This is a genomic window from Geomicrobium sp. JCM 19037 (genome assembly GCF_000698105.1).
Taxonomy (GTDB): domain Bacteria; phylum Bacillota; class Bacilli; order Bacillales; family Marinococcaceae; genus Geomicrobium_A.
The window spans coordinates 1-22,813 of sequence record NZ_BAWZ01000020.1 but is presented as its reverse complement, the minus strand read 5'-3'; the positions used below and the strand labels follow the sequence as shown (position 1 = coordinate 22,813).

The window sequence follows — 22,813 nt, the reverse complement described above, 5'->3', positions numbered from 1 at the left end:
TTTTTGAGGCAATTTGCATCGGGACATCATGAATATTAAACGTGGATTGTCACAATTCGGAATATATGTGGCTGTTTATGCAATAAAGTGATCCGTTTGAGTGGTGGATCGTCACATAACAAGGGAGAAAAGATTACGCCTCTCGTCCATTAAGACGAAGTCACTGAAAAATGCCCATAAGCAAGCAACCTGTCTGCCCCAGCGGGGCTGAAGCCAAATCGGACTCGGTTCGGCGCGGCTCGCGCGACGTCTTGTGGGTACGTCGGGGTGGGTTTGTGCACGTGACCCGGTATTCTATTACCGAGTTTGCTCATTCTGTTCCATCGTTTATGAGAATATACCGCTTTTCCTGGGATTTCCCCCAACTTGAGCACAGTTTCCACTTTACCGAGCTTACCACTAGTTCTTGAAGAAATTATTTCGTTCATCTTATATAGAAATGCGCTCTCCCCTCTTAGACGGTTCTAGGATGCGATTATTTACGTTCGTGACACTCTATGTCGCTGGAATTCAACACAGGTTTGACCTGAAAGGTTGCGTTAACGAGTAACGTAGTTAGTAAGACGTTACTTTTTCAGTGCCCTCCATTAAGACAACCAAGGGGCTTACTGTTTATTTCATTTCACTCGTCCGCAAACCGCGGCCGATTTTCCTATTACGGGCGCAGAAAAGAGAAAAGATTTGCTACCTCGACCCAAACGTTGCACATTTTTTATCGTCTCGATTCACCAAACCCTTTGGCGGAACAAAAAGCCTATGATGCCCCCCACTCGTGCCACATAGACCCTTTTGTTCTTAATCATATCGAACAAAGCTGCCCACGGCTTTCACAATGATTCGCGTTACACACAGTACTAAAAACGGTCGCGAGACCCTCGCGACCGTCATACAAAGCCTATACTATTTTTCAGAAGTTCTTGTCATCGAGCGAGCAACAGCAGCCATCTCGTCCATGTGAAGGGAGTCAGATGCGATAATGAACTCCACACCATCGACGGTCCACGTTAACGACTGACCACTTTCTACGCCAACGACATCGCCAAGATCAATAGGGTTCCCTTCCCCAAGCTCGGTCATCGTCATACCTGATGCAGCGGGAACACTCATCGGCTGTTGAATAATTGTAAATGCCTGATCCCCATCGTAGTTCATGATAATCCGCGTTCCGTCTTCTGTATCAACTTCTTTACTTTCAACGAGTTGCGTATTGGATGGTTCATACGAAGGCATAAATACCTCATCTTCGACCTCTTCTTGCATTTCTTCAACTGCTGCAGGTGCATCTTCTGACTCTGGCATGTTACGGTCCATATTGAATTCTTCCTCGTCCAGCGCCGGACTTAATTCAAAGTCTAAGAAAGCCACTTCGACGAGGGGTTCATAGTTCTGATCGAACACCCGAACTGCATGCGGCGTTAGGTCATCGTTCAATACAATTTCTTGTTGCTGCAAGTTCTGATTTTGGTAATTGGTTCTCGTTTGGAACACATACTTGTCTTCTTCAATTGCAAATGACCGCTCAGAATCTGACAAGATATCTGCAATTAACGACTCGTACAAATACATCTGGCTATTGTTGCTTGGCCAATCACTTTGGAAGCGGAAGCTTTTGTTTAACGAAGGCGTTAGCAAAAATACACCGTCGTCGTTTCTCAGAATCATCTGATTTGGTTCTTCATTTTCATTTTGCAACTCGACTTTGTAGTAACGATTCTCTTCATTTTGAAGATGTGCAATGCTCACGTGGTACTCCCGGGGCTCTTGACCGGTCTGCATTGTCATAGACGCTTCTGTTTGATACCCATCCATCGTTTGCAATGTTTCATTGAGGTCTTCGACAACCTCATCTTCTGATTTCTCTCCACATGCAACAAGCATTCCTATGGACAGGAAGAGTGCAGCACCGATTCCGATTTTCTTATTCATTACTTCCATCTCCTTTGTCTTAGATGTAACGACAAAGAAGGAACCTACTTACTTGGTTACGAAATGTGCGCGGGCAGGAACATTCATCTTAGAAGTTTAGGTTCAACTTAAGCAATCACACAGCACGAGTGGCACATTCAGTATAGAGACGATAATTGAAACAACGATCGGATCACCTAAGTGAGCACTGGAGCACTATCGTGTGAAACATCGACTTCTGAAACATGTACGTTCTTGACTTATGAACTATTCATCCGTTGTTTCATCACGACAGCACCTCACATTCTAAGATTTTTTTCCACCTGTTCATTGTGTTCACACCGAAGCGCGTTGAACACTCTTGACTCTCCCTCGCACTATCATTTGATCACTGCACACATTTCAGGTCCCTCTTAACCGCATTACATCATATGAGACAACCATCCGTGTTATGCAGGCTCGTCTTTGAAAATTACGACGGGGATGAAAGGTTTTCGATGATCACTTGCGCAACGGCGAATTGTTTTGAGTGACTAATCGTTAAGTGAAGGCGGGTGTTCGCTATATCGTCATTAACCGCTAGATAAGGTTGTCCAGATTGATGTTTTTTAATATGAATATCTTGAAAACTTACGGCCTCTCCAATTCCTGTGCCCCGCGCTTTTGCATAAGCTTCTTTAGCGGCAAAACGTCCAGCTAAAAATTCAACCGCTCGCTGTGAAGACAACTTGAGATACTGTTCTTGTTCTTTTGCAACAAGAATCCGTTTATAAAACTTCGGTTGTCTTTTTGATACTGCACGTATTCGCTCGATCTCAACGATGTCGATGCCATTTCCGATAATCAAAGAATCACTTCTTTCCGAGCACTTAAACATTCGATAGAACGTTAGAGAATATGCTAAACTATACTACGATCTAATCACAATGAGGTGGCTAAATGTTTGTTCGCAACGAAAACTTTTATACATTCCGTCGTAACTATCCAATCGTTACCATACTAATTGCCATTCACATCATCTTATATGCTTTTACGTTCCTTGGGAACTTAGGAATCTTTCCACCGGGTCAATGGCTGTACGTTCTCGGCGTAGGGTGGAATGTGGCTATCGCCGCTGGTGAATGGTGGCGTTTGATCACACCTGTGTTTTTACATGCGGATTTATTCCATATGCTGTTTAACTCATTTGCCCTCTTTCTATTCGGGCCGCCTATAGAAAAAATGGTCGGCAAGTATCGATTTGTGCTATTCTATCTCCTAACCGCAGTAATTGCCAATATCGTCACATTTTATTTGCAACCACTCGGGTATAGACATGTAGGTGCATCCGGTGCCATCTACGGTTTACTCGGTATGTACGTGTACATGATGATCTTTAGAAAAGAACTCATTGATGCTGCAAGCCGGCAAGTTGTCACAGTCATGGTTGTCATCGGCATTATTATGACCTTCCTCAATCCACGAATTAACATTCTCGCACACATTATCGGTTTGGTTGCTGGAATGGCGATTGCTGCACCTTTCTTGAGGAAAGCAAAGAACTTTTTTTCAATTCCAAGATACGCGCCAACTCGGTACAGAGAAGAAAACGATGATATCGGTTTTGATCCTAATCGCTGGAACAAAAAGCGACGCATGCCATTTAAAAGCAAAACCATCTACAATATACTCGGAATCGGCTTTGTCATTTTGATCGTCATCGGACTTCTGTCCTCAATCTTCTCGTTTTAACGGGCATGTATAGTTATAGGAGTGAATGTGATGAAGAAGGCACGACTAATATACAATCAAAAAGCTGGCGAGTCGAAGGACAATCGTGAGCCCTCCATAGAAGAAATTCGCGAAGCCATCGAAAAACATGGGTTCAGTGTTGAATTAGCTCCCACAGAACAACCCGGTGACGGCAAGCGTCTGAGCCGGGAGGCAACTGACATGGATACAGTCTTCATTCTCGGCGGAGACGGCACCGTTCATGAATGCATTAACGGGCTCGCTGAACAAAAGCAAGAACAGCCCCCGTCTGCCGCGATCTTACCTGGGGGAACGTGCAACGATTTTGCTAGAACGCTCGGCATCCCCCTCGACCTCATTGAAGCTGTGGATGCACTCTGTTCAGGATCTACACGAAACGTTGATGTCCCTAAAATCAACGACAATCATTTCTTAAACTTCCTCGCCGTCGGTCTAATTGCCGATACGTCGGAGAACATCGACGCCGACCTCAAGCGAGCAACAGGTCGACTCAGTTATTTCTGGAGTGCCTTGCAAACGACGCTGCAACCGGTGCAATATTCATACGAAATTGCCACCGAATCAGAAAAGCTCGAAGGCGAAGCCGTGCTCATTCTTGTTGCCAACGGAAATTACATTGGCTCTGTCACGTTGCCAAGAGAACACGATATTAATGATGGGTATCTTCATATGTATATCGTAAAAGAAGCCGGTCTCTCGCTGATTAATGCTTGGCGTGAAGCCCGATTAGATGAAGAATTTCAAGAAGGAGAGAACCTCATTTATCGTAAGGTTCAGCACCTCACCTTAAACGTGAATCCGAAAGGAAATATCGACGTTGACGGGGAGGATGGCGGCAAACCACCCGTCGAAATTGTAACGGGAAAAAAACTTCGGTTTCACTTCCCTATATGAAACGAAACCTTCGACCGATCCCGTAAAGGTCGAAGGTTTTTTTGATTGCTTATTCGAATCTAATTCGTAACTTCGACTTCTCCTAAATAGTTCGGAGCTGCCGGGGGTTGGAGTGTTCTACTTAGCTGGTATGGCCCAACTTGAGAAAAGTCACTTCGCTCTGCGCCATCAAACTCAATTTCTTGGTAGCCAAAATCAGCGGCGGCGAGAAGAACGCCTTCAATAAACATGAGTAATTCCTCTTCACGCGTAACATCTTCAAACCCATCATACGTCAAAATCACTCGCGTTTCGCCCGCTTCACTGACAGACTCCAAATCAACTTCATCAGGAATGATTGAAAAGTAACGATCTTCATCGGCATCATTCTCCATGAATTTCAAGGTCTCTTCTAGTGAATCGCTTACACCGCCATTAAGGTCCAAGCTATTGCCGCTCACAAGATAAGCATATTGATCTTCTACTGGTAATAAAAAGTAACCGTTTGCTTCCGTGGATTGGTTGCTGATTTCACTTAACACTTCTTCCACTTGGTTCGGCCATTCAGCTGTCGCAAATGTCTCAAACCTCGAGATCTCTGCTAAACCTTCAAAAAACTTCTCGTCTGTTAATCCTTCTTCAATGAACTCTCTCATAGGTGATTCTTTCAAACCATAATTCTCTGGGTGAAATGCGGCCAGCACTTGCTCCAACTGCCCCGTATCAATTTCTGGGCTTTGCAATGTCACATTCACCACCGTTTGATCATCTGGAGCCATAAATGGGAGTGTAAACAAACGCTCACCAGCATCGATCGTTGCAGAGTAGTATTCAAAGCTCGCAATGCGCTCACTACGTTCTTCATCAAGCGTTAGTTCTTCTTCTTCCACGACGGGCTGGTCTTCATCATCCGTCTCTGTATGTTGATCTTCATCTTGTACATAAAGGGATTGGTCTTCCTCGTTGTTTTCCGTTCCTTCCCAGTCGTCCGCTTGATCTTGATCAGCATCTTCCTCATAATCTGACTCATCAAGTGCAGATTCACGGGGTGCATCTGAGCTAAACTCTTGGTTTCCGCCAGGTGGAGAAATTTGTGATACAACAACAACGGATAAAATGAGAACCGCCGCCGAGGATAGACCAATAATTACCGGCTTCTTAAACCGCTCTGGTTGAGGCTTCTTACCACTACGCTTCATTCCGGCTTTTACGTTCATGTAGATCTCATCTTTTGAACGGTGGTCTTCTACGCCATTTAGTTCATGAAGCTTCTTGATGATCTTCTCATCGGTGTTGTTATTGCTCATGATTCTCCTCCTCTCCTAACGTTTTCTTTAGCTTTTGGATTGCCCGGTGCTGTGTCGTCTTCACCTTACTCTCAGACCAGCCCAGCGTCTCCGCTGTTTCTTTGACTGAGAACGATTCAATAAATCGGAGTATGAGCACTTGCTGTTGATCAATGGAGCATTTCTTCAATGCTTTATAGATCGTCTCCAGCTCTTCTTTTACAAGCATGTGATGCTCCGGAAGCGGCTGTTCATCTTGAATATCAATTTTTCATCAGAGACAACCATACCGAACCATTTCCTTTTTTGTCGATTTTCCTTACGGATATAATCAATTGTCACATGCTTTGCGATTGAGAAGAGCCAGGTCTTTTCATTGCTTCGTCCATCGAAACGATCATATGAATGCAAAACTTTTATATAGACATCTTGTACAAGTTCTTCAGCAATATGGCGATCACGCACCATATAGTATATGAACTGAAACAACGATTGGTGGTATTGTTCATAAAGGCGGTCGAACGTATCATACACAAGTACCGTTCCCCTTTGTAGTCGTTATTAAATTCAGTGCGTTACACGATTTTTTAGATTTATTCCTAATTTGTATGAAGTAAAGCACGTTATCCGGTTATCACGGCATAACGTGCTCCTGTTGGCAATTCTATCAAGAGGCAAAAAAGATAAATGCCCAATAAGCGACGGCATATAACAAAATGAAAATGAGAATGCCGGCTAACCATTTTAGATTTGAACGACGTTGATTCATTTCTGTCACCTTCTTTTACGTCCAGTCGAAAACATTATATCACGTTTCTTTTTTCACACGTGGCTAAAAAAATGAAAAACCTATGTATTTTATGAAGCTCATGAGAACTTTGGATGTAAAGAATACATTGAGCAGGTGTCGGCCTATGTTAATTATTAAATTTTGAATCTTTCTTTCACTTGACCTCTTTTACATATAAAGGTAGTCTTTGACAAGGAATAACATTAAAAATCTACAAGCTTTTACAATGAGGGAGGATACCTAATGAAACGTCCTGTCAAATTTTGCGCAGCCACGCTGCTAGGTGTAAGTATGCTTGCCGCTTGTTCTGAAGATGACCCAGCTCCAACTGAAAATGGAGACGTGGATACAACGAGCGATGAGGAAGTCGAAGACATAGACGAAGAAGAAGACGATATTGATGAAGAAGATGATGAAGACTTAGACGAAGACGGCAATGACGAAACCGATGAAACTGAAAACGCAGATGCAGATGAAGATACGGCAGCTGCTGATGAGCCTGAAATGATGGAAGAGTCTATTGACATCGTCTTTTATGATGATCAAGTCCTCGACATGTATCGTGAAACACATACCATCTCGGGTGCTGGACAAGAAGGCCTTGCCCAAAGTGCCATCGAGCAATGGATTGAAGGACCTAACTCAGACGAGCTCATTTCCATTATTGAAGAAGATAACGTCTCTGTTCAGTACGTCGAGGACCATGACGGTGTTGCACACGTGTCCTTCTCACCAGAATTTGCTGACATTAACGTCGGCTCAGGATTTGAGATTGGCATCATGGACCAAATTGCCTATCTCGTACAACAAGCAGGTTTTGACTCTGTACTCGTCCTCATTGACGGGGAAAGCGCCGACACATTGTTCGGTCACGTCGACAGCTCAACACCTCATGAACCTGAAACGAGCTTAGAAGACTATGAAGAAATGTAATTAAACCATATAGTATTAGAGAATTAACTCAACCTGGTTAAAAGCACCAGGGTTGTTTATGTTTCAATAGGAAATGCACACAGACATATCTATATGTTTAGTTTAAACTTATCTCAAATTCTTGATCTTTGATTAAGGTGAAAATTTATTCTCCAGACTATTAGGGCGACATCAATTTTCAATGCACTTCACTTGTACTCACTATGTCTACTTTACAGTCCAAAGTATAAGGACAATAACGGTGGCTAGACATCTGCCACCGTTAATTCTTTGCCACAGTCCCCTTGGTATACCATTAGTTTTTCAAGAAATTCTCTAATTCAAATTATATAGCTCTTTAAATCTTCAAGAGTGTTAAACGACGAGCTTAAGCAGTCGGTATTCAGTCCCCTCTAATCGGTTAAAGAAATGCTTCAAACCAACTTGTATTTAGCACTTGAAAGGGGACTACGGTTTTAGGTTTTAGGTTTTAGCATTAGAAAGTGCACAAGTAACATCTAAAAGTGTATTAACACCATTTACAATGTCTTCGTTATGCGTAAATTCAGCTTCATTATGACTAACACCGTTTACACTCGGCACAAAAATCATCCCTGCCTTACACAGCTTTGCCATATTTTTAGCGTCATGACTCGGTCCGCTATACATCTCCATAGTCGATAGTTTGCGATTTTTAGTGCTAGTTGTAATTTCTTCAATGATTCTGGAATGAAACTGAATCGTAGGCTCCTCCCATAACGTTTCAATTGTCACCCCTATCTCCATCAATGCTGCAATTGCGCTAAGTTTCTCACGCATATTCTCTTCAGCAGCAAGTCTATGACCATCGCTCTCATGACGTACATCAATTATAAATGTTACCATACCAGGGATTACATTGGGTACATTCGGCATTACATTCAATTCCCCAACTGTTACTTTTAATCCACTAACGTTTTTAGCTAATTCATTGACAGCCAACACCATTTTACTACTTGCAACTAACGCATCTTTTCTAGCTTCCATGGGCGTAGGTCCTGCGTGGTTCATTTCACCTTCAACTGTTACTTTTAACCAGGAAATTCCTTCAATCCCTCGAACAATACCTATAGATTTATTTTGTTGATCCAGTCTAGGACCTTGCTCAATGTGTAATTCGATAAAATACTTCAATTCAGCTGATTTTATTCGATTTTTTCGTCACCTATGTAGCCTATTTCTGCCAATGCATCATGAAAAGTCGTACCATTACGATCTCTTATTTGATATATTCTTTCTTTATTAGAGTTTGCTGTTAAGCCACTAGAACCAAGTAAAGGCGGAGCAAAACGAGCACCTTCTTCATTTGTAAAATTAACAATTTCTATAGGTGTATTAGTAACTACACCATGCTCATTTAAAGTACGGATTACCTCTAATGCTCCAAGCACTCCGATGATTCCATCGTACTTGCCACCATGAGGCTGCGTGTCCAAATGAGAGCCTATAAGAATTGCAGGATGATTATCACGTCCCTTTCTGCGGCCATACATATTACCGAAATCATCAATTCGTACGTTCAATTGTTCCTCTTCCATCCACATTTTTAGTTGGTTACGCATTTGTTGATCTTCTGCCGTTAGTGCTAACCGTTGTATTCCTCCGTTTTCCCCTCGTCCTATGGAGGCACTCGTTGCAATTGTCTCTAATAGTCGATTACGATTTATATGCATTATATTCTCCTTCCAAAACAACGATGCTTTTGTTGATTCCTTTTCTCCAATCACTTACGATTAACAAAATATTGATAATGAAAAGGAGAAAGATATGCTCGCGTTTTTAACGAACGAAATGAAAACAATTTTAAACACAATTAAAGATGGTCTATACCTTGCAGATGAGCGTGGCGTCACACTCTGGTTAAATGATACAAGCGAACAGCAACTTGGATATAAAAGAGAGGAAATTATTGGTAAGTCAGCAGATCAGCTTGAAGAAGCAGGTGTTTTCACACCCTCAATAACAAAACTAGTTATTGAAAAAAAGCAATCCGTATCCCGAGTTCAGGCATCCAATGGTGGGCAATTCTTAGCTGTTGGACGTAGAATTGAGATGCCTCAAGGAGATGCTTATATACTTGTTCAGGTGAAAGACATCTCCGAGACAGTTAGATCTTCTTTACGTCTTGAAAAAGCGGAAGAACTGATCAATCAATATTGGAAGCAAATTCAATCATTGAAAATATCAGACAGGAAAAATCCCAATCAACTTATTGGCTCAAGTCATAAACATCAACAAACAATTGATGCGATACATCAAGTCGCCATGTTTGATGCCACTGTATTATTACAAGGTGAAACTGGCGTTGGCAAAAGTAAATACGCTCATGAAATTCATCACAGAAGCTTGAGGAAGAATGAGCCATTCATACAAGTAAACTGTGGTGCCTTACCTGCAAATTTAATTGAATCTGAATTGTTCGGCTACATGAGAGGAGCTTCTCAGGTGCAAATACTAGCGGAAAAATTGGCCTCATTGAAAAAGCTGGTGGAGGAACTATATTCTTGGATGAAGTAGGTGAACTCCCCATTGAGTTACAACCTAAATTGCTGCAATTTCTCCAAGAAAAACAGTTCTTTCCTATTGGATCTAATGAGCCCTACTTCTCCGATGCACGAGTGATCGCAGCAACTAACCAACAATTAAGCGAACTAGTTAAAGCAAGAAAATTTAGGGAAGATTTATATTACCGACTTCACGTCATACCTATTGAGATATCTCCACTTCGGGAGCGAAGCGAAGATATTGGTCAACTCATCCAACATTATCTAACGATCTACAATCAGCGTTACAAAAAAGACGTATCATTGAGTACAGATTGCCTGTCATACTTACAATCCTATGATTGGCCTGGGAATATCAGGGAGTTAGAGAATCTTGTGGAGCGACTTGTAATCACAGCAAATTCCACACAGATCTACAGAAAAGATTTACCTGCCCCATTTTCATCTATCACCCCGGTAAAGATACCGAATATTCCAGAATTGAACCACCCATTCTCTCTTCGAGACCATCTGGCTAAGATTGAGAAAGAATATTTGCATTCTGCAATTCACGAACATAAAACAACAAGACAAGCTGCTCAGTCACTAGGCATCTCCCAATCAGCCTTTGTACGCCGAACCCAGAAATACAACTTACATTAGGACAATTTCTTTGCTTGAAGGGGATAAAAACATGCGTGATAATGTCCATCCCCTTCATGAATAAGAGGTGGTACAGACGCAAAACATTCTTTTCTAGCGTATGTGCATGTTGCAGAGAATACACATCCTTGTGTAGAAGCTCGGTTTTCCGCTGCCCTACCCCTCATTGGCAAATCTCTTTTATCTAATGTTAAAACTGATTCAAGAAGCAGTTCCGAAACTGGATGTTTTGGAGCAACGTAGATGTTCTTCGCATCTCCAATTTCAACGAGCTTCCCTCTATACAAGACGGCAATTTGGTCACAAAAGAAATGGATGACCCCTAAGTCATGTCCGATAAACACATATGTGAGCTCAAACTCTTCTTGCAGATCTAGCAATAGATTCAAAATCTGTGCTTGCACAGACACATCAAGTGCAGATGTCGGTTCATCAAGAACGATTAATTCAGGTTTTAAAACGAGTGCCCGTGCAATCCCTAATCGTTGTCTTTGTCCCCCAGAAAATTCATGAGGATAGCGATTAAAATGCTCGGCCTTCAACCCTACACGCTCTAACATTTTACAAACTTCAATATTTGCTTCTTCTTCCGTCTTCACTACCCCTAGTCGTATCATCGGTTTCACCATTTGATCCCCTACGAAACGTCGTGGTTGAACGTTGAAGCGCTATCTTGAAAGATAATTTGGACTTTAGAATAATAAGTCCTCAATGAAGCGTTCTTCACGTCAGTAATGTCTTTGTCGTGAAAATAAATCTTTCCTTCCGTCGGTTCCATTAACCTTAAAATCATTCTTCCAATTGTTGATTTACCCGATCCTGATTCCCCAATTAATCCGAGTGTTTTCCCCCTCTCTACCGTGAAACCAACATCATCAACAGCGCGAAAACTTTCCTTCCCTTGGCCAAACCACCCTTTTTTTATAGGGAATTCTTTACTCAATCCTTGAATGGTTAGGATATTACTCATCAGAATACACCTCTCTATGAAAACACCGAACCCAGCGTTCATTATCGGTATAGCTTCTTTCTGGAAAGGTCTTTGAACACTCTCTAGTGGCTCTTGAACAACGGTTAAAAAAGCTGCAACCAGAGGGAGGATGGAGCATGTCCGGTGGAGAACCGACAATCTCATATAGTCTTTTTTGTTCATTGTTCTCTATACTCTCGGGCATGGCGGCAAGTAGGCCGCGAGTGTATGGGTGTTGCGGTGTTTTTAACGTTTGAACTGTCTTTCCATACTCAACAACCTTGCCTGCATACATCACAGCCACTCGATCGCATAAATTAGCAACCACACCTAAGTCATGCGTAATAAATAGAATGCTAGTTCCCAATTCTTTATTTATTCTTTTCAGCAATCCTAAAATCTGCTTTTGTACTGTTGCATCTAACGCAGTTGTAGGTTCATCTGCAATTAAAAGTTTAGGCTTACAACTCAGAGCCATAGCAATAATTACACGTTGACGCATCCCTCCACTTAATGCGTGGGGGTATGAAATCAACACCCTATCTAAGTCAGGAATACCAACTAATGTAAGAAGTTTACGGGCCTCAGCTAATGCTTCTTTCTTTTTCAGCCCTTGCTGGGCACGGATAATTTCAATGAGTTGATTGCCAATCTTAAACGAAGGTCCATTGCAGAAAGCGGATTTTGAAAAATCATCGCAATTTCATGACCACGAAGTTCCCTATACTCTTTCTTTTTCATTTTTGTCAGTTCATCATCTCTGTAGCGAATGCTTCCTCCACAATGCGTCCATGAGGCTTCGGTAGCAGTCCAAGTATTGAAAGACCTGTCATACTTTTTCCAGAACCTGACTCACCGACAAGCGCAACAACCTCTCCATGTTCAATTTTCAAATCAACACCATTAACCGCATGAACAATCCCTCTCTGTGTGTGAAATTGAACGGACAATTTCTCAATCTCTAATAAAGCCATTACTGTTCCTCCCTTCTCTATTCCGTTCGTTTATAAGGGTTAAACACATCTTGCAAACCATCTCCAAGCCAATTAAATGCCGTTGCCACAATCAATATTATGACCCCAGGAAGTGTTGCTACGTGTGGAGCCCCTTGTGTCATAACCGTAAGGCCTGTTGCTGTCATTCGCCCCCAATCCGCATCAGGAGGTTGAATCCCGAGCCCTAAGAAACTGAGTCCTGCAGAAAATACAATCATTACGCCAGCAAGTGTTGTTGCATAGACGATTAATGCAGATATAACATTTGGAAGAAGCTCTCTAAACATAATGTCACTTTGACTGGAGCCAAGAGCTCGAGCTGCTTCAACATACTCCTTATCTCTTTCTTCAACCGTCGCGGTGTAAACAACTCTACTCATATAAGGAAGAAGCACGAGACTTATAGATAGCATAATTGCAAACAATCCCGCCCCGACGATTGAAGCAATCCCTACTGCAATAAGAACCATTGGAAAAGCGAACAAAATATCAAGCACTCTCATGACAACTTCGCCTAACTTCGGGAAAAAGCCAGCTAATAGTCCGATAAATAGACTAATGAAGAACATGAAAAGTAACGGAATGATCGCAGAAACAAGAGATAATCGACCTCCCCAAATCAGGCGACTAAGAATGTCCCTACCTTGACCATCAAGACCTAGAGGATGTCCAGAGGTTCCAATTGGCTGTAAACGCGGACCTTGGGTGACGTTGGGGTCGTAAGGAGCAATAATTGGAGCAAATATAGAAATGAGTGTAACAAGGATAATAATTGTTGCTCCAGCAATTGCTAATTTATCCTTCTTAAACACATGCCAGCCTTGAGCTGCTTGTGAACGAGCTGCTTTTATTTGAATTGATTGTGTCACTTCTTCTCCTCCCCCATTATTGGCGCATTCTTGGATTTAATGTTGTCACCACGATATCCATAATGAGATTTATGACGACAAAGGTAATCGCTATAAAGAGTATCCCAGCTTGAATCATAGGAATATCTTGGGCATTAATAGAAGTAAATAATTGACTACCAATACCCGGCCACGAAAAGACTACCTCTACAAATATCGCCCCACCAAGCAAATAACCAATTTGCAAACCAGTCATATTTAAAAGGGGTGCTAATATATTTCTAAAGCCATGCTTAGCTACGATTCTAGATTCAGATATGCCGTTGGCTCTAAATGTCTGCATAAATTCTTTATTTAGAACATCAATCATACTGCTTCTTGTTAAACGCGCTATGACAGCCAAACTCACACACGCTGTAGCAAATGCAGGTAGCAAGAGATGCTCTAACAACCCTATGACACTAAACCCTTCACGATAATCGTACATACCAATTGTCGGGAACCACCCAAGTTGTAAAGAGAATAGCCACATTAATAGTATAGCTAGCCAAAAAACGGGAGTATTCGCGCCGAATTGCGCAATGAACATTGCTATGCGATCAAAGAGGGTGTACTTCCGAAGAGCTGCAACAACGCCGACTAGCACCCCACCTAATAGACAGATGGCTAGTGCACCTCCGGTTAAAATTAGCGTGTTAATCAGCTTCGGAAATAAAAAGTCAGTCACGGGTATTCTCATTGCAATGGACATACCTAAATCACCCTGAAGAACACCGAACAACCAAATACCATATTGAGCGATAAATGGCTCATTAAGCCCGAGCTCTGCCCGCATGCTTTCAATGGCCTCTTCTGTTGCGCCTTGCCCTAAAATGATTTGTGCTGGATCACCAGGTATCATGTATACCATCGAAAAGACGAGAAATGAAGCGCCTAGTAGTATCGGGAAGATAGCTAGTATTCGTTTTACAATATACGCAAACAACGTTACCTCACCTCCTCTAGCTTCTCGTTATTTATGCTAACTTGCCTTAAATCAAACCACATTTGATTTGGAGCAATGAAGCCTTCTACATAGGGCGCCATCAAATAAGGAGATGAATCATTAATTATCGGTGCAAAGGCTGCGTCATCTGCTAATATCTGATTGGCTTCCTGCCAAAGTTTATTCGCTTTTTCGTCATCAGTTTCTTGAACTGCTCGGTTAGCAACATCATCAAATTGGGCATTGCTATACTGTCCAGCATTCGCAGGAGCTCCCGTCATACCGACCATCCCAAGAAAATATGGCGTCGAAAATCCCCACGACATCTGGTTAAAACCAATCGCTTCATCCATCGGATCAAACGCTGTTGCTAGATATGAAATCCATTCGGATGTATCTAAATATACAGTGATTCCGATGCTGCTAGGTCACTTTGAATACGCTCTGCAATCGGAACCGGTATTAACTGTCCAGAACCATCTACTGATGTTTGAAATACCATTTCAATTCCCTCATCGTACCCCGCCTCCACAAGCAGTTCTCGGGCCGCTTGTGGATCGTATTCATAATCAATGAATTCTGGATCGTAGCCAGTATTTCCTGGTGTTTGCATACTTGTTGCAGGTGTGGCTGTTCCCTGCATTAAATCCTGGGCAATTTCCTCTCGGTTGATTGATTTTATAATCGCCTGCCTCACTCGCACATCTTGAATATCTGGATTATTAAAATTAAAGTTCAAGTACCATCCATGAGGCGGAGCACTCTGGACTAACTCAAACCCTTGATCCTCTAACCGTGAAATACTGTCTGGTAATGGTCCGAATATGAGTCAACAGCTCCTGATTGCAACGCCATCGTACGAGCAGAGTCGTCCGGAATTGGGCGAAAGATTACCCGGTCAAGCTCGGGTATCTCTCTCCAATATTGGTCATTGGCAACGACTTCAATACGTTCACTCATCACACGTGCATCATACTTGAACGGTCCTGTTCCTGAAGGGTTTTCTGCGTATCCATCATTCCCGTATGTTCTAATTGCTTTTGGACTGGCGATTCCAGTAGAGCCCATGCCACCAATTGCCAGCATTCTTATAAATGGCGAATACGGCTGATTGAGCGTAAACTCCACACTATGCTCATCAATCGCTCGCACACCTTTTACATGTCCATATACTTGTGTTAAATTCGCCGCACTGTTAGGGTCGAAATATTCAAAACTTTCATCCCATGCTCGTCTAACATTAAATTCAACAGCATCTGCATTAAAGGGTGTGCCGTCATGAAAATATACATCCTCTTCTAAGTAAAACGTATATGTCATCCCATCTTCGGAAACATCCCATTCTTTCGCTAACTCTGGCTGAATACTTGGCACCTGGTCTTCAGGTGAGAGGAGGTCTTCTGTTACGAGTGATTCATGAATTGTTCTGGTTACCCTGTATGATACCCAACCATTAAAACGCATCGGATCTAAGGTATCTGCTTCAGAGTCCATCCCAATAATTAATACCTTCTCTTCTCCACTATCCATTATGCTTCCTTCAAAAGAACCGCAAGCAGTTAACACAAAAGCAACGATCATCAGAGGAAGAGTGAAGGCTAGGCTTTTTCTCAATACGATTCACTCCTTTTATGTAAATAGCGGCAGCAGCCGCTCCGCTATCTATATCATTTTGTGTGTCGACTTGATAAGTGACTCAATTTCGTCAAATGATAGACCATATTTGTTGGTTAAATACTGGATTGAGTCCCCAATTGCATCGTTATTTCTATCATTGATGTAACTAAATTCTCGTCCATTTGGTTGATTTAATTGTAGGTTGTATACATCTCTTCGGCTATAATGGCCAATCGGGTCAAACCATGATTTCCATAACCTTCGTTCATTAAAGTCCAATTCAGCATATAAAATTTTCTCTTGGTTAATAACGGGTTCTACAAGGTATTTTCCCCCTGGAGCTACAATTGCACTCCCGCCTACGGCCCAGTCTGCTTGTAAAGAAGGAATTGCTTCTTTCCACTCATCAGAGATTGTGTCTGGATCCATATAACCGCTGGCACTTAATACAAAATTTCCTGTTTCTGTGGCATATTCTAAAATACCATGCTGCACATCACACGTATAAGGGCGTTTAACTTCTGGTTCCATGACCCTTTCACCCTCAGCAGGAATACCTGTCTCCAATTCCCAGGCCAATTTGCAACATGAATCTCCTCTCCCATCGAAGCCATTGCATATTTAGATAATGTCATGTGATGTTCCCAACATATTAAGCCTCCTAGCATACCAATATCTGTATCGTACACACGCAGATCACGGCCATCACCTTGTCCATGAACCATTCGCTCGTGATAAGTAGGCATTAGTTTACGGTGTCTTCCCATATAATGGCCATGACGATCAAAAAACAACATTGAATTATAGATCGTCTCACTGCCCTTTTCGTCGGACAACTCGTTACATCCCATGACTACATAGATGTTCGCTTCTTTTGCCGCCCTCCCAATGGTCGCACACTCCTCACCACCAACTTGGACCGCACCTTCAAACAAAGCAGTCCACGTCTTACGAAATCCGGCTTGGGGCGCGTTATGGTATTGTGCCCAATACGGGTATTGACCTAGAAAGCATTCGCTAAAAACAATAATATCTGCGCCATTCCTCCCCGCTTCATGAATGGCTTCTACTGCTTTTTTTAAATTCGCAGTTGTATCAAAGAACTCTTGTGAGATCTGGGCAACTGCTGCATTTACTTTTCTAGCTGCTGGCATATCATTCTCTCCTTTTTTCGATTTCTTAATTTCATTGCAAAAGGCATGCCAATTTATATGAGATTGTCATACTACTTGTTGAATAATATTGACTTTAATAGCTAAAGGTGCAGAAAATTGGCACATTTTTGCTAGATAATCTTACAGGATACTTTTATAGAAAGGAAGAAATGGTAGAGTTTATGAAAGGAATTTAGCTTCACAAGCGCTAACCCACGGAATTCCTGACCCGAATTCGAATCAAACAACACAATATTTGATTCGAATCCGGGTCATTGAATCGAAATCAATTCAAGGAGTGTAAAAAAATGACAAACATGCCTGAAAACCATAAGACCACACATGATTCTTATACTGCTGTCTTTCCATTGGATATTGAATCAATTATGTTTATTCAAATGGGTATTCAAATACCTAGCTCCACAGACACATCACCCGTAATCTCACAAGTAAATGCTCTGATAGATAAATACCCAACCCATATAGATACTGCCATACATTCTGAAGATAAGGATACTGTGAACGTATTGTTTCTCTGTTACTTTAAAGACATTAAAGTATACGACGAATGGCGCAACTCTCCAAAGATCATGACATTTCTAAATGGAAATCATACTATTTCAGGACGTTTCGGCTTATCCTTTGAGGCGTTTCGAATTTTCATTGATGAATTTGAAACAACACACTCCAGTAACAGTCAGAGAGACGGAGTTTCCCACTTCACACCGCTCGAAGTATCAAAGAAACATGAATATTGGGGGGCAATGCGCGACAGAATCCCAGCATCTGTTCACCAGTCATTCCCCGGTAGCAATAAAAAGATCACTGTCTCGACTACAGAAGACAAAACGTTTGTTCATCTGCCAAAGAACAGCTGCTTTATTAGAACAGTTCAAGACTTGACTGATGTTTCAGCCGAGGAGAAGAAATTGTACGAAGAAATGATTCGCCCTGTTTTACATCGAGGTGTGCAGCATTTGGCAACGGATAGCAACTCGGGTTGCCTAGCCATTAAGGGGGTAGAAGAAGTAAATACCGCTGGAGATAAAAAAGACATCCATTCTGTACTTGCATATTTTCAATCATTAGATCACTTAGAACAATGGTCTAAGTCTCACAAAACACACCTATCCATCTATGGGACTTACTTCAAACTACTCAAAGAGCAGGAGAATAAGACGTCTATTCGTTTATGGCATGAAGTGTGCCTACTTGATGATGACCGAACAGAGATTTTCTACCTACGATGCAAATCTAATACCGGATTGTTACGAAATGTTTAAGTGAGCTTTATATATTGAAAGATCGACTTACTTCAAACTATAGGAGAGGTTTGAGTATTTCACCTATTGGAGATAAAGAAATTTATGATAGTGGCTAGAACAGATTAAGTAGATGCAGCACTAATCATACAGTGCGGCGACAGCGTATTTTTGTATGCCCTTGTTCTGAATCGCATTTGGCCAGGGATGAGATATAAAAGATAAGAACTCTCAATTTACGTATTACGGACAGCAGTCACTTTAACAAAGATATTGTCTCTTACTCCTTGTTTACCATCCTATAGCTGCAAACACCTATGAAATGTCGTCATATGATGCCCCAAGGATCGTTTTATTTTATCTTCTACATCATAGTGCTATAGCTTGCTCCCTGCATACATTTATGTGATCGCACGTTCCAAGATGGTACCGGCATTCTTCGAATACTAGCTAAACACTTAAAGTCCTGTCATCATCGAATGATTTCTCCCTTGACACCTTGGCTCTGGGTGAGGTAGACGCAGCGAGCACACTGGTATCACCTTAAGTGCTGGAGACACCTTACCCTTAGATAAATGTAGAAACTATTACAAAATTACGATTCGAAGCCTTTAATAAACATCCACTTCTTTTAAATTCAACATTTTTACAACTCAATAATATTGCGAACGCCTGACAGTAAGAAATACGCTGCAAATACAAGCAGTAAAACACCTGCAATGATGGAGATCGCTTTAAACCATTTTCCGTTGATTTTTCGCTTTACGATGGAGACAACGGTTAATAGCAATAGATCGTGGAGGAGAATCCCTCCAAGTATACTCACGCCAATCACGAGGAATTGCCGAAGCCACTTTCTTGCAATGCTGCAGCCAAAACTGTTCCGAATACGCCGATCCAAAACATTAGATTCCCAGGTGTAAGCGCCAATACAACGCCTTTTAGAAATGATTGAAAGCGCCCATCTCTAGTTCCTGATGTTTGCTCTAACGTCATAGAATCTTCTCGAATACTCTGCACTCCAAGATGCAGTAGAAAAGCACCTCCTATAAACCACATGGTAGTCTGAACCGCGTCCAATTCAAAGACAGTAGACAGCCCAAAATAAATGAGTAGAATCATTCCGACATCGATGACCATTCCGCCAATCCCAATCATCCAAGCACTGAGGAACCCACTCCGCATATTCACGCGAATCATTTCAATCGTTACTGGCCCTACAGGTAAAGCAACTACAAACCCAAATACGATAAATGTAACGATGAGTAACAACGAATTCACTCCCATGCTAAAATTCGGAAAACCAACACTTTTTTCTCATATCTCCTATAAATTAGGATATATATCATATATAACAACATTGTAATCTAATTGTAACTTCAGGCGTTAACCCTTGTCATATCAACCTTACAAATTCCGCAATAGTTCTTTGGATTCTTTTTCCTAATGCAACCGACCTGGATGATTGTTATGGTAACACTCGTACCAAATCCCACAGGAGGTTTTACGATGAAACGCTTGAAAATGACAATCATGTCTATCGCATTCTTTTTTATGTTTACTAATATTACGCAAGCCAACTCTGAGCATACTGTATCTGAAGGAGAATCACTTTGGAGCATCGGTGTTGATTACGGAGTTTCTATTCAAGAAATTCAAGAATTAAACGGCAAGCCCGATTCGAATGTAAATATCGGAGAGCGTCTGCAAATGCCAGAATCAGTAACGAACGAAGAGTTGGATCTGTTAGCACGCCTCATTCACTCTGAAGCACAAGGAGAACCGTATGCAGGTAAAGTTGCTGTAGGTACTGTCGTTCTTAACCGTGTTGCTGATGATCGCTACCCGGATACAATCCGCGATGTCATCTATGAAGTCGTAAACGGATACTATGCATTTAGCCAGTGTTAGATGGAACAATCTATGAACCGGCTGCTGAAGAGTCTAAGCTTGCTGCTCGTGAAGCATTAGCATTTGATGGCCAAGGTCAAGGCTCAATCTTCTTCTACAACCCTGAAACAGCTACTAACCATTGGAATGCGACTCGTGAAGAAACAAAACGTATCGGTCAACACGTATTTGCAAAATAATGTATGATATTAACGACTCAACTCTTAAAAATAGAGTTGAGTCGTTTTTCTTCTATATATACACGAGCAACTTGTGGCAGTATGCTTTTTGCCGTCAATGCCGTATAATAAGTAGTAGTTTAATGAGTACTGGGGGGATCACTCTTGGCATCCGAAACCCATGTGTTTTCGAGACGTGAAGAACTTGCTAATGCCATCACCCACGGCGTTGGTTCATTACTGAGCGTTACCGCTCTTGTTATCCTGATTGTATATGCGTCGATCTATGGGACCGCGCTCCACATCGTAAGTGCTGCCATCTTCGGGGCGACAATGACGCTTCTTTATGTTAACTCTACACTGTTACACAGTTTTCCAACAGGAAAAGTTAAGAATTTGTTTGAGATCTTTGACCACTCGTCCATTTACCTTTTTATTGCTGGGACGTACACACCGTTTCTTTTTCTCGCGCTTGACGGTGCCCTAAGCTGGATTCTGTTCGGCATCGTTTGGGGAATTGCAGCGATTGGCATTACATTTAAAGCATTTTTTGTAAAACGGTTCGTTCTGTTATCAACCGTTTTCTATATTGGTATGGGTTGGATTATCGTCATCGCGTGGCAACCGCTATCTCTCGTATTGCCACCCGAAGGTATGATGTTGCTACTTGCGGGAGGCATTTTCTACACAGTAGGTACTGTATTCTACGTGTGGCGGAGTTTTCCATACCATCATGCCGTATGGCACGTATTCGTTATCGCCGGCTCAGCGGCACATTTCTTTGCTGTGTTTCGGTATGTATTGCCGCTTTAAGATCGTAGCTTCAACCCGTGCCAAAAACGAACCAGCTATTTGTCAGCACCACGGTGCCTGCGGGTAGCTGGTTTTTCAGGTTTATGAGGCTAAACGTAGAGATATTATTGGTATGTAGAAAAACTCTCACTTCTGAATCCATAACCTAAGTGCGAAAGCGAGGTAAACGTCGTGAAGCGTATTGTGTTATTTTTGGTAGTGTTATTGCTCATCGGTTGTGAAGATCCTAACCCGACTGCTGAAGATGTTTTGCGGCAATCTCAAAGCGCCGATATTTTTGAGTACGACTCCACAATTTTTAGCAATGTAACAGATTATGAACACATTGATTTGAATACGTACGAGAAAGGTTCCTTTATCGGAGAAATTGTACAAACGACAGATGATCCGAGTCGTTTTGAAGAGTTGTCGGCCACACAACTTCCAGAAGGGACCCCAATCTACGAGACAGAGAACACAGGTTCAGTGCAATATTTTGTCATCGCGGAAGTGGCAGGCAGAACGCTCATTTATCAAGCGCTAATTGAAGGGTAATACATATGCGCTGAAGTCGTTTACGCTGATGACGCGCCTAGCTATGGTCCATTTTTAAAATAATCGAGATGCTTTTTTGCCGTTCTATGGGAGAATTTCTAGCTTCTATGGCAAGATTTTACCGACTCACCTACTTAATGGACCGCAAATCATGCGATAGCCTGCTCTATGGAATGATTTGCGGTCTTACGGGTACACGGACAACGTTTAATCTACTTCTAAAAAAGGCGTAAGGATTGGTTGATAATCCTTACGCCTTTTTTCATATTCTAATCGTTTTAGCGAGACATAAACATTTGCGTCCAGTATTGTCCATAGCTTCCGCCTTCAGCGTGTCCGACACCGATATGCGTATACTGTGGATCAAGAATGTTCGCGCGGTGTCCATCGGAATTCATCCAGCCGTTCACCACTTGTTCAGGACTCGTCTGCCCTGCTGCGATGTTTTCTCCTGCACTTCTGTAATCAATGCCGAATTCATTCATCATATCAAAAGGTGAACCGTATCTAGGGCTATCATGTGAGAAATAATTATTATCTCTCATATCTTCTGATTTAACACGTGCAACATCGCTTAAGTCTGTGTACGCTTCAAGTGGCTCAAGACCTCTTGATGTACGCTCTTCGTTTGTTAAATCTACAACTTCTTGCTCAAACTGAGACATAGAGTCATTGCCTGTCTCTGTGTCCTCATCATTCGTTCCTTCTTCTTCGTTACCTTCAGATGGTGCTTCTGGTTCTGGCTGCTCTTCTTCGTTGCCTTCAGATGGTGCTTCTGGTTCTGGTTGCTCTTCTTCGTTGCCTTCAGACGGCGCTTCTGGTTCTGGTTGCTCTTCTTCGTTGCCTTCAGACGGCGCTTCTGG

General features: G+C 42.1%; 28 protein-coding genes and 2 pseudogenes. 10 read left to right on the top strand and 20 right to left on the bottom strand.

What is annotated here, in order from left to right; translation table 11 throughout:
• Positions 1-900: 900 nt before the first annotated feature.
• Together JCM19037_RS12305 and acpS are read right to left on the bottom strand one after the other, a co-directional pair.
• Entirely contained in the window at positions 901-1,926 is a 1,026-nt protein-coding gene (locus tag JCM19037_RS12305) for an outer membrane lipoprotein carrier protein LolA (protein ID WP_042401513.1), read from the bottom strand.
• A 451-nt stretch (positions 1,927-2,377) separates the two neighbouring features.
• Entirely contained in the window at positions 2,378-2,752 is a 375-nt protein-coding gene (gene acpS, locus JCM19037_RS12300; RefSeq protein ID WP_042401510.1) for a holo-ACP synthase, read from the bottom strand.
• Between the two features lie 92 nt (positions 2,753-2,844).
• Here acpS and JCM19037_RS12295 point away from each other — a divergent pair, with 92 nt between their 5' ends.
• Together JCM19037_RS12295 and JCM19037_RS12290 are read left to right on the top strand one after the other, a co-directional pair.
• On the top strand, positions 2,845-3,636 hold the full coding sequence (locus JCM19037_RS12295; protein ID WP_042401507.1) for a rhomboid family intramembrane serine protease: 792 nt from the start codon (positions 2,845-2,847) through the stop codon (positions 3,634-3,636).
• 30 nt (positions 3,637-3,666) lie between these two features.
• On the top strand, positions 3,667-4,551 hold the full coding sequence (locus tag JCM19037_RS12290) for a diacylglycerol kinase family protein (protein WP_042401504.1): 885 nt from the start codon (positions 3,667-3,669) through the stop codon (positions 4,549-4,551).
• A 59-nt stretch (positions 4,552-4,610) separates the two neighbouring features.
• Here JCM19037_RS12290 and JCM19037_RS12285 read toward each other — a convergent pair whose 3' ends face one another.
• Positions 4,611-5,837 carry a hypothetical protein gene (locus JCM19037_RS12285; RefSeq protein ID WP_042401501.1) on the bottom strand — a complete coding sequence of 409 codons (1,227 nt, stop codon included), beginning with the start codon at positions 5,835-5,837 and terminating at the stop codon, positions 4,611-4,613.
• A pseudogene (locus tag JCM19037_RS12280) lies at positions 5,827-6,350 on the bottom strand (RNA polymerase sigma factor SigX). The gene JCM19037_RS12285 and the pseudogene JCM19037_RS12280 overlap by 11 nt, the downstream one beginning before the upstream one ends.
• A 499-nt stretch (positions 6,351-6,849) precedes the next feature.
• Here JCM19037_RS12280 and JCM19037_RS12275 point away from each other — a divergent pair.
• Positions 6,850-7,539: a GerMN domain-containing protein gene (locus JCM19037_RS12275; RefSeq protein ID WP_052363859.1), complete on the top strand. Its 690-nt coding sequence runs from the start codon at positions 6,850-6,852 to the stop codon at positions 7,537-7,539.
• A 462-nt stretch (positions 7,540-8,001) separates the two neighbouring features.
• Here JCM19037_RS12275 and JCM19037_RS12270 read toward each other — a convergent pair whose 3' ends face one another.
• Both JCM19037_RS12270 and JCM19037_RS28565 read right to left on the bottom strand, forming a co-directional pair.
• Positions 8,002-8,691 carry a hydantoinase/carbamoylase family amidase gene (locus JCM19037_RS12270; protein WP_255357910.1) on the bottom strand — a complete coding sequence of 230 codons (690 nt, stop codon included), beginning with the start codon at positions 8,689-8,691 and terminating at the stop codon, positions 8,002-8,004.
• An 11-nt stretch (positions 8,692-8,702) separates the two neighbouring features.
• On the bottom strand, positions 8,703-9,284 hold the full coding sequence (locus JCM19037_RS28565) for a M20/M25/M40 family metallo-hydrolase (RefSeq protein WP_255357909.1): 582 nt from the start codon (positions 9,282-9,284) through the stop codon (positions 8,703-8,705).
• Positions 9,285-9,324: 40 nt separating this feature from the next.
• Between JCM19037_RS28565 and JCM19037_RS27340 the strand changes: the two are divergent.
• Both JCM19037_RS27340 and JCM19037_RS30125 read left to right on the top strand, forming a co-directional pair.
• Positions 9,325-10,223 (top strand): annotated as a pseudogene (locus tag JCM19037_RS27340) (sigma 54-interacting transcriptional regulator); the annotation flags it as partial.
• A 213-nt stretch (positions 10,224-10,436) separates the two neighbouring features.
• Positions 10,437-10,703, top strand: coding sequence for a hypothetical protein (locus JCM19037_RS30125; protein ID WP_373900872.1), 267 nt, complete (start codon positions 10,437-10,439; stop codon positions 10,701-10,703).
• On the opposite strand, the gene JCM19037_RS28560 is transcribed toward JCM19037_RS30125, so the two are convergent.
• The 11 genes from JCM19037_RS28560 to JCM19037_RS22895 all read right to left on the bottom strand — a co-directional run bounded on the left by JCM19037_RS28560 (position 10,700) and on the right by JCM19037_RS22895 (position 17,272).
• Positions 10,700-11,332, bottom strand: a complete 633-nt coding sequence (locus JCM19037_RS28560) for an ABC transporter ATP-binding protein (protein ID WP_052363858.1) — start codon at positions 11,330-11,332, stop codon at positions 10,700-10,702. The two genes, JCM19037_RS30125 and JCM19037_RS28560, sit on opposite strands and share 4 nt — an antisense overlap.
• 8 nt (positions 11,333-11,340) lie before the next feature.
• Positions 11,341-11,673 (bottom strand): ATP-binding cassette domain-containing protein, encoded by a 333-nt coding sequence (locus JCM19037_RS22930; RefSeq protein WP_052363857.1) that lies wholly within the window; start codon positions 11,671-11,673, stop codon positions 11,341-11,343.
• On the bottom strand, positions 11,666-12,229 hold the full coding sequence (locus tag JCM19037_RS25120) for an ABC transporter ATP-binding protein (RefSeq protein WP_373900870.1): 564 nt from the start codon (positions 12,227-12,229) through the stop codon (positions 11,666-11,668). Before JCM19037_RS25120 ends, JCM19037_RS22930 begins: the two co-directional genes overlap by 8 nt.
• A gap of 190 nt (positions 12,230-12,419) precedes the next feature.
• Positions 12,420-12,647, bottom strand: coding sequence for an ATP-binding cassette domain-containing protein (locus tag JCM19037_RS29015; RefSeq protein ID WP_052363855.1), 228 nt, complete (start codon positions 12,645-12,647; stop codon positions 12,420-12,422).
• A gap of 17 nt (positions 12,648-12,664) precedes the next feature.
• Positions 12,665-13,537 carry an ABC transporter permease gene (locus JCM19037_RS12250; protein WP_042401498.1) on the bottom strand — a complete coding sequence of 291 codons (873 nt, stop codon included), beginning with the start codon at positions 13,535-13,537 and terminating at the stop codon, positions 12,665-12,667.
• A gap of 16 nt (positions 13,538-13,553) precedes the next feature.
• Positions 13,554-14,501 (bottom strand): ABC transporter permease, encoded by a 948-nt coding sequence (locus JCM19037_RS12245; RefSeq protein WP_042401495.1) that lies wholly within the window; start codon positions 14,499-14,501, stop codon positions 13,554-13,556.
• 2 nt (positions 14,502-14,503) lie between these two features.
• On the bottom strand, positions 14,504-14,854 hold the full coding sequence (locus tag JCM19037_RS22915) for a hypothetical protein (RefSeq protein ID WP_052363854.1): 351 nt from the start codon (positions 14,852-14,854) through the stop codon (positions 14,504-14,506).
• Between the two features lie 44 nt (positions 14,855-14,898).
• Positions 14,899-15,303 (bottom strand): ABC transporter substrate-binding protein, encoded by a 405-nt coding sequence (locus JCM19037_RS30120; protein ID WP_255357913.1) that lies wholly within the window; start codon positions 15,301-15,303, stop codon positions 14,899-14,901.
• The gene (locus JCM19037_RS30115) at positions 15,291-16,115 is read right to left on the bottom strand and encodes an ABC transporter substrate-binding protein (protein WP_052363852.1); all 825 of its coding nucleotides are present in this window, start codon (positions 16,113-16,115) and stop codon (positions 15,291-15,293) included. Before JCM19037_RS30115 ends, JCM19037_RS30120 begins: the two co-directional genes overlap by 13 nt.
• Before the next feature lie 48 nt (positions 16,116-16,163).
• Entirely contained in the window at positions 16,164-16,649 is a 486-nt protein-coding gene (locus tag JCM19037_RS22900) for a hypothetical protein (protein WP_052363851.1), read from the bottom strand.
• Positions 16,595-17,272, bottom strand: coding sequence for a nitrilase-related carbon-nitrogen hydrolase (locus tag JCM19037_RS22895; protein ID WP_052363850.1), 678 nt, complete (start codon positions 17,270-17,272; stop codon positions 16,595-16,597). The genes JCM19037_RS22900 and JCM19037_RS22895 overlap by 55 nt, the downstream gene beginning before the upstream one ends.
• Positions 17,273-17,580: 308 nt before the next feature.
• Between JCM19037_RS22895 and JCM19037_RS12230 the strand changes: the two genes are divergently transcribed.
• A complete protein-coding gene (locus JCM19037_RS12230; protein WP_042401492.1) occupies positions 17,581-18,555 on the top strand; it encodes a phenylacetaldoxime dehydratase family protein in 975 nt (324 codons plus the stop codon).
• 625 nt (positions 18,556-19,180) lie between these two features.
• Here the strand turns inward: JCM19037_RS12230 and JCM19037_RS22890 are convergent.
• Together JCM19037_RS22890 and JCM19037_RS12225 are read right to left on the bottom strand one after the other, a co-directional pair.
• Positions 19,181-19,360, bottom strand: a complete 180-nt coding sequence (locus tag JCM19037_RS22890; RefSeq protein ID WP_152549056.1) for a hypothetical protein — start codon at positions 19,358-19,360, stop codon at positions 19,181-19,183.
• A 5-nt stretch (positions 19,361-19,365) separates the two neighbouring features.
• A complete protein-coding gene (locus JCM19037_RS12225) occupies positions 19,366-19,806 on the bottom strand; it encodes a LysE family translocator (RefSeq protein WP_052363848.1) in 441 nt (146 codons plus the stop codon).
• Positions 19,807-20,043: 237 nt separating this feature from the next.
• Between JCM19037_RS12225 and JCM19037_RS12220 the strand changes: the two genes are divergently transcribed.
• The 4 genes from JCM19037_RS12220 (at position 20,044) to JCM19037_RS12205 (ending at position 21,950) form a co-directional block, all read left to right on the top strand.
• Positions 20,044-20,445 (top strand): cell wall hydrolase, encoded by a 402-nt coding sequence (locus JCM19037_RS12220; RefSeq protein WP_042401490.1) that lies wholly within the window; start codon positions 20,044-20,046, stop codon positions 20,443-20,445.
• Complete coding sequence (locus tag JCM19037_RS29385) at positions 20,439-20,624, top strand: cell wall hydrolase (RefSeq protein ID WP_042401488.1); 186 nt, start codon at positions 20,439-20,441, stop codon at positions 20,622-20,624. The genes JCM19037_RS12220 and JCM19037_RS29385 overlap by 7 nt, the downstream gene beginning before the upstream one ends.
• Before the next feature lie 144 nt (positions 20,625-20,768).
• Entirely contained in the window at positions 20,769-21,416 is a 648-nt protein-coding gene (locus tag JCM19037_RS12210) for a hemolysin III family protein (RefSeq protein ID WP_042401486.1), read from the top strand.
• Positions 21,417-21,587: 171 nt separating this feature from the next.
• Complete coding sequence (locus JCM19037_RS12205) at positions 21,588-21,950, top strand: hypothetical protein (RefSeq protein WP_042401483.1); 363 nt, start codon at positions 21,588-21,590, stop codon at positions 21,948-21,950.
• Between the two features lie 278 nt (positions 21,951-22,228).
• On the opposite strand, the gene JCM19037_RS12200 is transcribed toward JCM19037_RS12205, so the two are convergent.
• On the bottom strand, positions 22,229-22,813 hold a 585-nt coding region (locus JCM19037_RS12200; protein ID WP_042401479.1), incomplete at its 5' end, for a CAP domain-containing protein.

Coding starts and splice junctions, on each gene's coding strand:
- JCM19037_RS12305 (WP_042401513.1), bottom strand. CDS start 1,926: ATGAATAAGAAAATCGGAATCGGTGCTGCACTCTTCCTGTCCATAGGA.
- JCM19037_RS12295 (WP_042401507.1), top strand. CDS start 2,845: ATGTTTGTTCGCAACGAAAACTTTTATACATTCCGTCGTAACTATCCA.
- JCM19037_RS12290 (WP_042401504.1), top strand. CDS start 3,667: ATGAAGAAGGCACGACTAATATACAATCAAAAAGCTGGCGAGTCGAAG.
- JCM19037_RS12285 (WP_042401501.1), bottom strand. CDS start 5,837: ATGAGCAATAACAACACCGATGAGAAGATCATCAAGAAGCTTCATGAA.
- JCM19037_RS12275 (WP_052363859.1), top strand. CDS start 6,850: ATGAAACGTCCTGTCAAATTTTGCGCAGCCACGCTGCTAGGTGTAAGT.
- JCM19037_RS28560 (WP_052363858.1), bottom strand. CDS start 11,332: ATGGTGAAACCGATGATACGACTAGGGGTAGTGAAGACGGAAGAAGAA.
- JCM19037_RS22930 (WP_052363857.1), bottom strand. CDS start 11,673: ATGAGTAATATCCTAACCATTCAAGGATTGAGTAAAGAATTCCCTATA.
- JCM19037_RS29015 (WP_052363855.1), bottom strand. CDS start 12,647: ATGGCTTTATTAGAGATTGAGAAATTGTCCGTTCAATTTCACACACAG.
- JCM19037_RS22915 (WP_052363854.1), bottom strand. CDS start 14,854: ATGGATGAAGCGATTGGTTTTAACCAGATGTCGTGGGGATTTTCGACG.
- JCM19037_RS22900 (WP_052363851.1), bottom strand. CDS start 16,649: ATGGAACCAGAAGTTAAACGCCCTTATACGTGTGATGTGCAGCATGGT.
- JCM19037_RS22895 (WP_052363850.1), bottom strand. CDS start 17,272: ATGCCAGCAGCTAGAAAAGTAAATGCAGCAGTTGCCCAGATCTCACAA.
- JCM19037_RS12230 (WP_042401492.1), top strand. CDS start 17,581: ATGACAAACATGCCTGAAAACCATAAGACCACACATGATTCTTATACT.
- JCM19037_RS12220 (WP_042401490.1), top strand. CDS start 20,044: ATGAAACGCTTGAAAATGACAATCATGTCTATCGCATTCTTTTTTATG.